The sequence below is a fragment of the Streptomyces sp. NPDC059718 genome (assembly GCF_042733315.1).
Taxonomy (GTDB): Bacteria; Actinomycetota; Actinomycetes; order Streptomycetales; family Streptomycetaceae; genus Actinacidiphila.
This window is the reverse complement of record NZ_JBHWGA010000020.1, coordinates 1-12,574: the sequence shown is the minus strand read 5'-3', so window position 1 is coordinate 12,574 and position 12,574 is coordinate 1. Positions and strand designations below refer to the sequence as shown.

General features: G+C 71.1%; 12 protein-coding genes. 7 read left to right on the top strand and 5 right to left on the bottom strand.

Annotated features, from left to right (window positions below):
- Positions 1–71: 71 nt before the first annotated feature.
- The 7 genes from ACFV3E_RS22650 to pqqE all read left to right on the top strand — a co-directional run bounded on the left by ACFV3E_RS22650 (position 72) and on the right by pqqE (position 5,535).
- Positions 72–533, top strand: a complete 462-nt coding sequence (locus ACFV3E_RS22650; protein ID WP_500536254.1) for an MSMEG_3727 family PQQ-associated protein — start codon at positions 72–74, stop codon at positions 531–533.
- A gap of 16 nt (positions 534–549) precedes the next feature.
- A complete protein-coding gene (locus tag ACFV3E_RS22645) occupies positions 550–2,250 on the top strand; it encodes a PQQ-dependent dehydrogenase, methanol/ethanol family (protein ID WP_500536253.1) in 1,701 nt (566 codons plus the stop codon).
- Positions 2,251–2,296: 46 nt separating this feature from the next.
- On the top strand, positions 2,297–2,392 hold the full coding sequence (gene pqqA, locus ACFV3E_RS22640) for a pyrroloquinoline quinone precursor peptide PqqA (protein ID WP_329374523.1): 96 nt from the start codon (positions 2,297–2,299) through the stop codon (positions 2,390–2,392).
- A 106-nt stretch (positions 2,393–2,498) separates the two neighbouring features.
- A complete protein-coding gene (gene pqqB, locus ACFV3E_RS22635; protein WP_500536252.1) occupies positions 2,499–3,386 on the top strand; it encodes a pyrroloquinoline quinone biosynthesis protein PqqB in 888 nt (295 codons plus the stop codon).
- A 4-nt stretch (positions 3,387–3,390) separates the two neighbouring features.
- Positions 3,391–4,089 (top strand): pyrroloquinoline-quinone synthase PqqC, encoded by a 699-nt coding sequence (pqqC, locus tag ACFV3E_RS22630; RefSeq protein WP_500536251.1) that lies wholly within the window; start codon positions 3,391–3,393, stop codon positions 4,087–4,089.
- A gap of 137 nt (positions 4,090–4,226) precedes the next feature.
- Positions 4,227–4,424: a pyrroloquinoline quinone biosynthesis peptide chaperone PqqD gene (pqqD, locus tag ACFV3E_RS22625; protein WP_500536250.1), complete on the top strand. Its 198-nt coding sequence runs from the start codon at positions 4,227–4,229 to the stop codon at positions 4,422–4,424.
- Positions 4,417–5,535, top strand: a complete 1,119-nt coding sequence (gene pqqE / locus ACFV3E_RS22620) for a pyrroloquinoline quinone biosynthesis protein PqqE (RefSeq protein WP_500536249.1) — start codon at positions 4,417–4,419, stop codon at positions 5,533–5,535. The genes pqqD and pqqE overlap by 8 nt, the downstream gene beginning before the upstream one ends.
- On the opposite strand, the gene ACFV3E_RS22615 is transcribed toward pqqE, so the two are convergent.
- The 5 genes from ACFV3E_RS22615 to ACFV3E_RS22595 form a co-directional block, all read right to left on the bottom strand.
- Positions 5,532–6,017: a manganese efflux pump MntP gene (locus tag ACFV3E_RS22615; protein WP_500536248.1), complete on the bottom strand. Its 486-nt coding sequence runs from the start codon at positions 6,015–6,017 to the stop codon at positions 5,532–5,534. The genes pqqE and ACFV3E_RS22615 overlap by 4 nt on opposite strands.
- A 331-nt stretch (positions 6,018–6,348) precedes the next feature.
- Positions 6,349–8,814 (bottom strand): CehA/McbA family metallohydrolase, encoded by a 2,466-nt coding sequence (locus tag ACFV3E_RS22610; protein ID WP_500536247.1) that lies wholly within the window; start codon positions 8,812–8,814, stop codon positions 6,349–6,351.
- Positions 8,815–9,378: 564 nt separating this feature from the next.
- Entirely contained in the window at positions 9,379–10,452 is a 1,074-nt protein-coding gene (locus ACFV3E_RS22605) for a PP2C family protein-serine/threonine phosphatase (protein ID WP_499516253.1), read from the bottom strand.
- A 247-nt stretch (positions 10,453–10,699) separates the two neighbouring features.
- Complete coding sequence (locus tag ACFV3E_RS22600) at positions 10,700–11,578, bottom strand: class I SAM-dependent methyltransferase (protein ID WP_500536246.1); 879 nt, start codon at positions 11,576–11,578, stop codon at positions 10,700–10,702.
- 93 nt (positions 11,579–11,671) lie between these two features.
- Entirely contained in the window at positions 11,672–12,256 is a 585-nt protein-coding gene (locus ACFV3E_RS22595; protein ID WP_500536245.1) for a helix-turn-helix domain-containing protein, read from the bottom strand.
- Between the last annotated feature and the right edge of the window lie 318 nt (positions 12,257–12,574).

Genomic DNA, 12,574 nt, shown 5'->3' with positions numbered 1-12,574 from the left:
CGACCGGCCGCGATGTACCGCCGCCGGCGGAAATGGACACAGCGATTCGGCATGAGGAGAGTGAAGCCCCGATGACGACCATGCAGGAGCGATCCGACCTGCTGGACAAGATCGGGTTGGCCGAACAGAACAAAGCAGCGCTGGGTCAAGTGCTGGGAACCGGGAGCATCGGGTATGCCGCCGAGAAACCGGATGGCACCATGCAGGCCACCATTCGGATCCACCCGGATGAGCTGACCTGGGATCCCTCAATTCTGGTCATGCCGCATGGAGGCAATATCGAGCTCGAGCTCATCAATGACGACCTGAACACGCACTGCGCGCTCCTGCCGAGCAATGGCGACCGGAAGTTCATCTGGTTGGTGAACCATTCGCGCGGACGGGCGACCCTCGACCTCGACGGACCGGGCTACTACTGGTACTGCTCGCCCACGGGCAACGACGAGGGCCGTGGGTTGACCGGGGCCATCGTCGTCCTGGGGGAGGCTCCGCCGGAGGCTCGCCTCGACCGCCCCGAGCAACCGCGGCCGTAGGAAGGAGGAGGAGGAGATGTCCGTCGACTACGTGGACGCGGGTGAGGCCGTCGACCAGGGGATGCTGAGCGGCAAGGTCGCGGGCGGGGAGGTCGCGCCGCCGGTGGTGGCCGGCCTCGATTACGAGCGCATACTCAACGCCCGCCAGGAACCCCACAACTGGATCACCTACTACGGCGCCTACAACGGGCAGCGGTACAGCCCGCTGGACCAGATCAACACCGAGAGCGTCAAGCGCGTCGTCCCCGCATGGGTCTTCCAGGCCGGCACGACCGGACTGATCGCGGGCGCGTCGACCTACTCGTTCGAGGCCGCCCCGATCGTCGTCGACGGGGTCATGTTCCTGTCCGGCTGGGACGGCTGGGTCTGGGCCCTCGACGCGAAGACCGGTGTGGAGATCTGGCGGTACAAGCACGCGGTCCCCTTCGACGTGTCCTTGTGCTGCGGAAACGTGAACCGCGGGGTCGCCGTGGCCCAGGGGAAGGTCTTCTCCGTCACGCCGAACGCGCGTCTGCTCGCACTCGACGCCACCACCGGAAAGCGGGTCTGGGGCAAGACCTACGGTGACGTCCGGGCCGGGGAGAGCGCCACACTCGCCCCGCTGATCGTGAAGAACATGGTCGTCGTCGGCAGTTCCGGCGGCGAGTTCGGCGTACGCGGCCACCTCGACGCGTTCGACCTCGACACCGGCGAGCACCAGTGGCGCTGCTACACGGTGCCCAAGCCCGGGGAGCCGGGCTCGGACACCTGGCCCGCCGACGGCGAGGCCTGGGCGCGTGGTGGGGCGAACTGCTGGGTCACCGGCACGTTCGACCCGGAGACGAACCTGCTGTACGTCGGCACCGGCAACCCGGCGCCCGACTTCGACGGAGCTGTCCGCGAGGGTGACAACCTCTTCACCGACTGCGTCATCGCCGTCGACGTCGACAGCGGTCAGATCCGCTGGCACTACCAGTGCACCCCGCACGACGTGTGGGACTACGACAGCATCGCCGAGTGCATCCTGTTCGAGCGGGACGGGCGCAAACTGCTCGGGCACTTCGACAAGAACGGCTACTTCTTCGTCCTCGACCGCACCAACGGGGCGAGGGTCGGCATCACCCCCTTCGTGGACCGCATCACGTGGGGGGCCATCACGAGGGACGGACGGGTGACGGCCAAGCTGTACCCGGACAAGGAGGGAGAACCCGTCCACTTCTACCCCGGTCCGGCCGGTGCCAAGGAATGGACCCACGCGGCCTACAGCCCGAAGTCCGAGCTGTTCTACGTCCCCGTCCAGGACACGGGTGCCACGGCCACCCGACGGCGCCGGGAGTTCAAGGAGAGCATCCCGTACTGGGGCGCTGGCGTTCAGGTGGACATCGAGGACATGGCGGGTTCCGTCAGCGCGTTCGACGCCGACGGCGAGGAGAAGTGGCGCTGGCGCAACGAACTGCCGATGTGCGCCTCGGTGCTGGCCACCGGGGGTGACCTGGTGTTCGCCGGTGAGCCGTCCGGCGAGTTCAACGCGCTCGACGCCCACACCGGGCAGGGGCTGTGGCAGTTCCAGTGCGGGAGCGGCCACCACAGCAGCCCGACCACCTACATGGTCGACGACAGGCAGTACATCGCCGTACCGGTCGGCTGGGGCGGGTGGGCCGAGGGATTCCTCCCCGGCATGCTCGGCGCGGGGCACGGAAGCGCCCTGATCACCTTCGCCCTCCCGGAATGGTCGTAGCGCGCGACCGGAGCTCGCCGTATCCGGCCGGAGAGGAGGTGAGTCCATGGAATCCCAGCTCGCTGTGTGGGAGACGCCCGAGTTCGAGGAGATCGCGGTCGCGGCCGAAGTGACCATGTACGTCGCCCGGCTGGAGGACTAGCGGACGGGGGCATGCCGGACCGGTTCCGGCGCCCCCGACGGCTCGGGACGCCGACAGGCGGCCGGGCCGACAACGGACCCGGACATTCGACGAACGGAGTGCCGCCGTGTTGCTGCGAGTGCTGGGCTCGGCGGCGGGGGGCGGGTCCCCGCAGTGGAATTGCGGCTGCCCGGTGTGCGCCGCGGTCCGCTCGGGGGCCGGCCCCCCGCGCACCCAGTCCTCGATCGCCGTCAGCGCCGACCGCTGCCGGTGGTTCCTCGTCAACGCCTCACCGGACCTCCGCGCCCAGTTCGAGGCCTTCCCGGGCCTTCACCCGCAGGGCGACCGCACGACGCCGCTGGAAGCGGTGCTGCTCACCGACGCCGAGCTGGACCACACCCTGGGCCTGCTCCTGTTGCGCGAGGCCCGTGCCCTGCGGGTGTACGCCACGCCGGCGGCGCACAAGACCCTGTGTGACGGCTCGGGAATCCTGAGCACGCTCCAGCACTACTGCACCGTCGAGTGGCGGGCGGTGATCCCCGGCACCGACCTGGCTCTGGCGGACGGGCTGTCCTGCCGCGCGTTCGACGTACCCACCGCCAAACGCGCCCGGTTCGGGGCCGAGGCGGACCACGGCCGCGTCGTGGGCTACCGGCTGACCGACGAGCGCAGCGGGGGGACGCTGGTCTACCTGCCGGCCGTGCAGTCGCTGACGCCGGCGCTGCGCACGGAGGTCGAGGGCTGCGGATGCCTGCTGTTCGACGGGACCTGCTGGCGCGACGACGAGCTCGTACGGCTGGGACTGGCCGGCAAGACGGCCCGGGAGATGGGCCACCTGCCCATCGACGGCCCGGACGGCAGCCTGGCCCAGCTCCCGTCGCTGGCCGCGGGGCGGACGATCTTCGTGCACGTCAACAACACCAACCCGATCCTTCTGGAGGACACGCCCGAGCGGCACATCTTGCGGGAAAGCGGCATAGAGGTGGCCACGGACGGCCTCGAGGTCCAGGTGTAGAACCGTGACGACGACCATCACGAGAACCGGCGCCGACGGCTTCGTCGAGGCGTTGCGGGCCCACTCGCGGCGGTACCACGACCAACACCCCTTCCACGTCCGGATGAACGCCGGCCGGCTGAGCCATCGGCAGATCCGCGGCTGGGTGGCCAACCGCTTCTACTACCAGGAGAACATCCCCCGCAAGGACGCCGCGATCCTTTCCAACTGCCCCGACCTCGACGTCCGCCGCCGCTGGATCCGACGGATCACCGACCACGACGGCACCGCCGCCGGCGAGGGCGGCATCGAGGCGTGGCTGCGCCTGGGCGAGGCCACCGGGCTGACCCGCGAGGAGGTCCGGGACCACCGGCACCTGGTACCGGGGGTGCGGTTCTCCGTCGACGCCTACGTGAACTTCGCCCGGACCCGCCCGTGGGTGGAGGCGGTGTCGTCCTCGCTCACGGAACTGTTCGCGCCCGACCTGATGGCCGCGCGCCTGGCCGCGTTCGAGCGCTGGTACCCGTGGATCGACCCCGACGGCCTCGCCTACTTCCGCACCCGCCTGGAGCAGGCTCCTCGCGACTGCGAGCACGCCCTCCAGGTGGTCACGTCGCACTGCCTCTCCGCCGAGTCGCAGGCGCGCGCCCTCGACGCGCTCTCGTTCAAGTGCGACGTCCTGTGGAGTCTCATGGACGCCATCGACCAGGCCTACCCGGAGTGACCGCCATGGACCCGACCCCTCCCGGAGCGACTCGGAGCAGGACCAGGACCGGGCCCGGTGTCGAGGTGTGCGGCTCGGACCGGCCCCGGTTGGCGCGTCATGTCCGGCTCACCTTCTGCCGGACCAGGCAGCGTCAGGTGCTGCTGCACCCCGAGACGGTGGTGGTCCTGAACGGCAGCGGCGCGGCGATCCTCGAACTGTGCGACGGGCGGCACACCGTAGCCGAGATCGTGACCGAGCTGGGCGCCCGCTACCAGACCGTCCCGGGGGACGAGGTGCGGCGGTTCCTGACCAGGCTCGTCGCCCGGCGCTGGATGGAGCTCACCGATGGATAGCCCGTTCGGGTTGCTCGCCGAACTCACCTACCGCTGCCCGCTGGCCTGCCCGTACTGCTCCAACCCGCTGAACATGGCCGGTTACCAGGACGAGCTGGCCACGGACGAGTGGCGGCGGGTGCTGGCCGAGGCGGGCGACCTGGGGGTTCTGCAGTGCCACCTGTCCGGCGGGGAACCGCTGCTGCGGCGCGACCTGGTGGAGATCACGGCGGCCGCCCATCACCTGGGCCTCTACACCAACCTCGTGACCAGCGCCCTCGGGCTCTCGCGTCCGAGGGCCGAGCAACTGCGGGCCGCCGGCCTGGACCACGTGCAGATCAGCATCCAGGCCGACGAAGCGGCCGCGTCCGACCGGATCGCCGGCATCCCGTCCTTCCGGCACAAGCTCGAGGCGATGCACGTGGTCAAGGAGCTGGGCTGGCCCCTGACCATGAACGTGGTGCTGCACCGGCACAACATCGACCGTGTCGCCCACGTGCTCGACCTGGCCGAGGAGGTCGGCGCCGACCGGCTGGAGCTGGCCAACACCCAGTACTACGGCTGGGCCTGGCGGAACCGTGCCGCGCTGCTGCCCAGCCGTGCCCAGCTCGAGGCGGCCGAAGTCGTCGTGCGGGCCGCCCGTGAGCGGTTGCGGGACCGCATGGACGTCATCTACGTCATCTCCGACTACTACAGCCGCTACCCCAAGCCCTGCATGGGCGGCTGGGCGTCCCGGCAGCTGACCGTGACACCGAACGGCGACGTCCTGCCCTGCCCGGCCGCCCAGACCCTGCCGCTGCCGCGAGCCAGCGTGCGGGAGCACTCGCTGGCGTGGATCTGGGCGGAGTCCCCGGTGATGACCGCGTTCCGGGGGACCGACTGGATGCCCGAGCCCTGCCGGAGCTGCTTCCGCCGGGAGGTGGACTTCGGCGGGTGCCGTTGCCAGGCGTTCCTGCTCACCGGCGATGCGGCCCGCACCGACCCGGTCTGCCACCTGTCGCCCGACCACCATCTGGTCACCCGGGCGGTGGTGGCCGCCAACGCCGGCTCGCGGTCCGGCGATCCACCGCTGGTCCCCCGACCGCACCGGGTTCGCCGGCCGGACCGCGTCCCGGGCGGAGCGGGCGGCTAGCCGCCGAACCACAACGGCAGCGCGGCAGCGGCGATGATCAAGGTGACCCCGCTCAGCAGGTCCGAACGGATCCGTATGAGACGCGCCGCGGCCCGCCCCAACCGCAGCCCGACCAGCGACATCACCGCCGTCATGATGCCGAAGACGGCGGCCGAGAACCACGGCGAGAGCCCGAGAATCCCCAGACTCGCCCCGGCGAACAGGTTGTCCAGGCTCAGCGTCAGCGGGATGCCGAACAGCGCCCACGGATGGTCCAACTCGTTCGGCTCGGGGTTCCGAAGGGCCGAGATGACGAGGTAGAGACCGTACCCACCCAGAGCGGCCGCACCCACCAAGTCGGCGACGTCCCCGACGGATTCCCCGATCTGGCGACCGATCAACAGCCCGACCAGGGGCATGACCGCGTCCCACAGCCCGAAGGTCAGCGCGACCTGGACCGCGCGCTTCAGACCGAACGGGACGGTGCCGAGCGCGATCGACACTCGGAAATTGTCGAGACTGAGTACAAAACCCAGGACCAGTATTTCCCAGATCATGGCGATGTCGCTGCCCGAAGACGACCGATGACGGCGGGGCCGAATCCGCCGCGTGGAGTGACCGCCGGGTGGGAAACGATATCCCGCACATTCCGCGGAACAAATCCGCGAAGCGGACTTCTGGAACGCTGTCAACACTACTCGCCGCATCGCGCGGGGCCAATTGATCCGCGGAATTGCCCTGCCGCAGCACCCCCTCCCCCGGCGCGCCTCGGGCCGTACGGCAAACCCGAGGCGCGTGGGGAGGGTGGTACGGGGCGGACCGGATGTCGACGGTTCAGACCAGCTTCGCCCGGAAGATCTGCTGCGTCTCGTCGCGCTGTGTACGTGTCGCGCCGCGGTCGCTGGTGAACACCACGACGCCACGGTGCAGGGCGGGCCAGGTGCTGTTGCCCTGATGGCTCACCTGGGTGGCGCCGGACCAGCCCTTCTCGCCGTCGAGGGTGGCGGTGAAGACCTTCCAGCGCCAGTCGGTCGAACGGGAGTCGTACCAGACCGCGCGGACCGTGCCGTCAGGGTCCACGCCGAGCTTGGCCCGCTGGCTCATCGCTTCGGCGTCGAGGGCGACGTTCTCGAACGCCGTCCAGGTCGTGCCGCCGTCGGTGGATCGGCTGGCTCGGAGCTGGAGGTTGGAGCCGGAGCTCTGGAGCGCACCGCTCTCCCAGATCGCGACGAACGTTCCGTCCCGGTCCACGGTCAGGCCCGGGTGCCTGTCCGAGCGGTCACTGACCCTGCTGACCTGGACCGGAGCGCTCCAGCCGCGGCCCGGAGCCCTGCGTACCGACGCCAGGACCTGCCAGTTGTCCGGGTCCGTACCGCCGGCGGCCGGCTGGCCCGCGGGCGGGGTGTGACCGGTCCACAACGGGTCCGGGTCGTAGCGGTCGTCCTGCCAGGTGATCACGGCGTGCTTGCCGTCGTGGACGGCGACGACCGGGAACAGCGAGGCGGGGTAGCGCGGCGAGCGCGCATCGCCGGGCACGCCCGGACTGGTCGCCTTGCCCGCCGCGGAGATGTTCACCGCGGCCTTGTCGAGGCCGACGATCTGCGCGTACACGTCGAACGCGCCTTCGCCGTTGTCGGACCAGGCGACCAGCGGATGCTTGTCGTCGACCAGTGCCAGTGCCGGGTGGACGGCACGACCCTTGCCCCTGCTGATCTTGGTCGGGGCCTTGAAGGAGCCGCCGCCGTCGGCGCTGTGCGCCAGGAGGATCACCGGACGGTGCGGCTGCTCCTTGCCCTGCTCGTCCTGCCAGACCACCCACACGTCATGGGAGGTCGCGACGATCCGCGGGAACCGCGCGGTCGCCGAACGGCCGGACAGGGTGGCGGACCCGGTGATCCTGCCCTTGCCGTCGAGCCGGCGGTAGACCACCTTGCTCGCCTGGTTCTCGTGCACCTCCGCAACGACGTGCGTGACGTCGCCCACGACCGCGACATCGGAGAAGCCGGTGAACGCGCCCGGGTCGCCGGTGACGAGCGCCGCCTTGTCGTCGGCGGTGTCGGCGGCCGGCAGCGCGATCTCGGGCCGGGGGTCGGCCGGAGCACCGACGGAGACGAAGACGGGCGAGGTGGCACCGCGGAGCTGGTCGGGCAGGTTCGGGTCGGCGTCGGAGCCGGAGGCGCTGCCGGGGGAACGGGCCTCGGCCCGGTACCAGCCGTGGTCCGTGCCCTTCAGCACGAGCGGCAGCTCGTAGCTCTCGTTGGCCCGTTGCGGCCGGTAGCTCGCGATGGGGCCCGCCGAACGACCGGGAGCCGCGTAGACGTGGACGGTGGTCCCCTTGCCGCCCCTGACGTTCACACGCAGCGTGGCCTTCTTGGGCAGCTTGCGGTCGGCCACGACCACCTCGTCGCCGCCGATCGCCTCGAACACGCCGTCACCGTCGACGTCGGCCTCGATGGTCAGGAAGGGCCCCGCGGTGTTCTGCGCGACCGTCGTACGGCCGCTGCGGAACCCGTCGAGGATGCCCAGGACCGAACGCTTCGCCGCGAAGACGTGGGTGGTCGGCGTCCCCGGGGCGTCGATGTCCCACAGCTCGCGGAAATGGCAGTCGCTCGCGGCCGCCACCCCGAAGCGGAAACCCGCGTTCCAGCGGTTCTCCGCGTACTCGACCTGCTCGTCCGGCCCGGTGGACACGTTGAGCACCTCGACGAGGTCCGCGCCCTGGACGCTGGCGTTGGCGTTCGGGCCCGTCGCCGGCGTGTACTCACCGTCGTCGGGGTGCGCCTGCGACCACACCGCCCCTTGCGCGTGCACGTCCCAGACCGACTGCTGTACGTGGCGGAAGGCCGCGGAACCGGACGGGTTGGCGCCGTCCACGATCACGTCCACGTTGCCCAGCACGATGGCGTGAGGCGAGCCGTTCGCCTCCTCACCCGGGAGCAACAGCAGTTTGGACGACTTCCACTGGGGGTCCCAGACCTGGTCGTACGTCCGGTGGTCGGTCAGGGGCATGAAGTCGAGGCCGGCCTTCTCGCCCTGGGCGATCTGGTCGCCGACGGGAAGGTTCCCGGGGAGGGTCTGGTGCGAGGTCTGCCGGGGCCCGCTGCCGTCCGACGAATGGTCGTCGTGGACGTGGGTGTCACCCGCGAGCCACGTGCCCCTGGGCGCCTTGGCCCGGTTGAGCACGGAGCTCCCGCCCACCGCCTTGACCTTGCCGTTCGGCCCGAGGGCGGATCCGGTGACCGCCTCGGCGGTGCCCGCACCGACGCCGACCGCCGCGACGGCGGTACCCGCTATGACCACGAACCTTCGGCGGGTAAGGCCCTCGGGCCCACGGTCCGGCCCGGTGGACCCTCTTGTCGTCTCCATGTACTGCGCCTTTCCGTGCACCGTTCCCCTGCGGATCGGTGTGAAGTCCCCGAGACGCTAGAGCGCGCCTTTTTCTGCGAAATGAACGAGCAGCGAACCATTCGCACCTATTGCGGGTATATGGCATCACTTGCCGCCCGGACGATTCCCTCGTGCACGCGCTCAAAGGGACGACCGACCGGCCCGGAGCCATGCGGAAGGGCATCGCGAGGTCGCGGGCGCGGGTGCGGCCGCCTCCAGGCAGCGCTGATGAACCGGTTTCCAGGACCGGCTTCGCAGAGAGCCCAGCCGTCCTCCCCGCCCCGCCACTGTGACAGCCGGTCCGTGTCCCCTGCATGGGTCGAACGCCCCTATGGGTGTGGCTGCCCTCCGGGTCAAACGGCTCCCCTGGGCGTTCCCCGGAACCTCCGCGAGTCGTACCGGGCCGGTGGCCGGTACCCCTGCACCCCCGCACCTCTGCAGGCCACCGGCCTCCTCCCCCGGCACCCAGGCGGGTGATCAACCGTGCCGCCACTGCTCCGCGTCCTCGCGCCAGGCCTCACCGGCCGACCTGGACAGCACAGCCGCGCTCGGTTCCTCGACACGGGTCAGCGCGACCATCGCCAGGTCGTCCTCGGGAAGCGCGCCCGAGTGCTCGACGACATCCTCAAGGATCTCCCCCAGCACATCCGGCAGGCACACGTGGCCCGGTGTGCCCTCGCGGATCCACCGCCACGTCGTGGCGCGTTCCAGCAGCGGGTAGCACCGCCCGGCGGCGTCGCGGGCCTCCATGAGGCCGTCGGTGTAGAGCAACAGCGTGTCCCCGGGGCACAGTTCGAAGCGTTCCTCCATGGCGCCGCAGTCCCGCAGACCGTACAGGCCCAAAGGGGGAGCCGGGCAGCCCGCCACCAGCGCGACGCTCCCCCGGCGGGCCCGTATGGGCGGCGGATGGCCGTGGTTGACCATGCGGGCGAACGGCTCGCCGTCCCGCACCTCCAGCAGAAGCGCCGTCACGAAACGTTCGTCCTTCTCGCGGGAGAGGTCGTCGCTGTCGGCCAGGTGGAACAGGAAGCTCTCCTCCAGCCGCGCCGACAGCTCCGCCAGGGTCGCGGCGCGCGGCGCCCACTCCCGGAAGGCACCGAGCACCGCCGCGACGTCCTCGAACGTGGGCAGGCCCTTGCCGCACACGTCACCGATGATCAAGCGGGTCGCCTCGCCCGCGCGCGCGACCGCGTACAGGTCACCGCCGACCTGTCCCCGGCCCCCGCAGGGACGGTAGATGGAGGCGAGCCCCAGCGCGCCGATGCGCCCGGGGAGCGGCCGCAGCAGGACCCGCCGGACGGTGTCGGACACGGCGTGCGCCCGCGCCGCCCGGCAGCGGTAGCGGTCCTTCACGCGTCCGAGCACCATCGCCGCGGTCCCCGCGGTGATCAGCGGCGCGAGGCCGCACGCGAGGCTCGGGTGGGAGTACAGCGGCAGGATCACACACACCGCGCACACCGCGAGGATCCACGCCACGACGCTCGCGACGGCCAGGTACCGCAGCGGTTTCCCCTCGTCCCGCCGCTCCTCGAACTGTTCGACGTCGGTCATCAGCGTCACTCCCTCGCGGTCTTGCGCGGGCCGGGAGCCGACGGATCCGCGAGCGGCCCCGGAACCGCGCATTGGCGTCCCGCTCGTGACGGGACAACTCGACCGTAGGGAGGAGTACGGCCGGGCCCCTTGCCCCGTCGTGCACGGGCCTTTGCCCGTCCGTGCAGTGCCCGGCACCATGGCACCTGTACCGCTCGGGTACCGCCGGACCGCGGCAGCACTGGTGACGGTGTTCAGGGGCGGTGGGTCACGCCCGGCGGGCGGCCCAGACCGTGCGCTCGGTACGGACGCCCACGTCGGTGCGGCGCGGGATGCCGTCGGGGCCTTCTGCGTCGAGCAGCCGGTCGAGGGCGGTGAGGTCGTCCGCCGTCAGGGCGGAGGCGACGGTGGTGCGCATGCGGCGCAGGCTGCTGAGTGCGTAGCGGCGGACGGTGTCGGTGGGGGGCGGGGCGACGTCGATGGTCAGGGTCCGTTCGCCCTCGATGGTGAAGCCGGCCTTCGTCAGCTTGGTCCCCCAGTCGGCGCCGCGGTGGGGGATGTGCTCGGCGTGGTGGTGGTCGAGTGCGGCGTGGCAACGCTCCTCCAGGCCCGGGGCGTCCTGCGGGGCGTCCCCGGGCAGGAAGCGGGGGAAGCCGGCCAGCTCGACGACGGCGAGCAGTCCGCCCGGGGCGAGCAGGTCGTGGACCTGGCGCAGGGTCTGGTCGGGCTCGGTCATGTGGTGCAGGGAGGCCGAGGCCCACACCAGTTCCGGGGTGCCGAGGTCGGGCCAGCCCGCCGCGTCGAGGTCGGCCTCGACCAGGCGCACGCGCTCGGCCACTCCGGCTGCGGCTGCCTTCGCCTGCAGGCGGCGCAGGTGCGGGGCCGAGGAGTCGACGGCCGTCACCTGTGCCGCGGGGAAGCGCCGAAGGAGGGCGAGGGTTCCCGCTCCCGTCCCGCAGCCCAGGTCCACGATGCGGCGGGGGCTGTTCTCGACGGGCAGCCAGGCCGTGATGGACGCGTTGTGTTCGGCGAGCACTTCCGCGTCCAGGTCGAGGATCTCCGCCTGAACGGCAGTGTCGTGATCGTGCTCGTGCTCGTGGACGTGGGGCGCGGCATGGTCCGCTGCGTGCGGGTGGGGGTGATTCATGGCGCCCACGCTAAGCGGGCCGTCCGCGGGCGGCCCAGCGGCTTCCGGAATGCGCAAGGCGATGCCCTGCCGCGCTGCGGCAGGCGCAAACCGTCACGGTGACGCCTTCCCGGTGGCCTCGCCGCGCTGGTGGCCGCGGCGGGCGTCGCGGTCGAAGATGCCCAGGATCTCGCAGGGCCCGCCCTCGGCGCCGATGGCGTGCGGGAGCATCGTGGGGAACTCCGCCGCCTGGTTGGTCTCGATCCGCAGGCGCCGGTTGCCCAGGAGCAGGACCGCGGTGCCGGACAGGACGACGAGCCATTCACGGCCGGGGTGGGCGCGCATGCCCGAGGGATGGTCGGGCGGCGGGTTCGTCATGCGCTGCCGGATGACGGTCATGCCGGGTTCCGCCTTGATCGGCCAGCGCATCTGCCCGCGCGCCCGGTCGATCGTCGGGTGGGAGACGACGTCGTCCGCCGCGGTCTCCACCAGCTGGTCCAGGGAGGTGTCCAGGGCGCGGGCAAGGGTGACGAGCTGGTCCAGTGCCAGGCGCCGCTGCCCGTTCTCGATGCGGGAGAGCGTGGATTGACTGACGTTGGCGCGCGCGGCCAGGTCCTCCAGGGACCAGCCCTGGGCCACGCGCAGGGCGCGGATGCGCTTGCGCACCAGGCTGTCCAGATCACCATCGTCTTGCGTCATGAGCAAGAGTCTATGCGTGCGCGGCAAGACATGCCCGGGCGTCGTCACCGTTCGGCCCGGCTGCGGCGGCCGCGAGGGGCGCGGCCGCCGCGGCCGGGGCACGCCGTGGGTGCGATGCGAGAGCCGCGTGCGCCCTTCACCGTCCCCGTCGGCCGACGCCCGTCCTCGCACCGGCTACTGGGTCACACCCTTCTGGATCTCCCAGAAGCGGAAGATGGTGGACGGGTCGAGGGTCCACTCCAGGCCGTTGATGTTGTCCTTGGACACCACGTACTGCTTGCCCTGCCACAGCGGGATGATCGGGACGTCGTCGGCGAC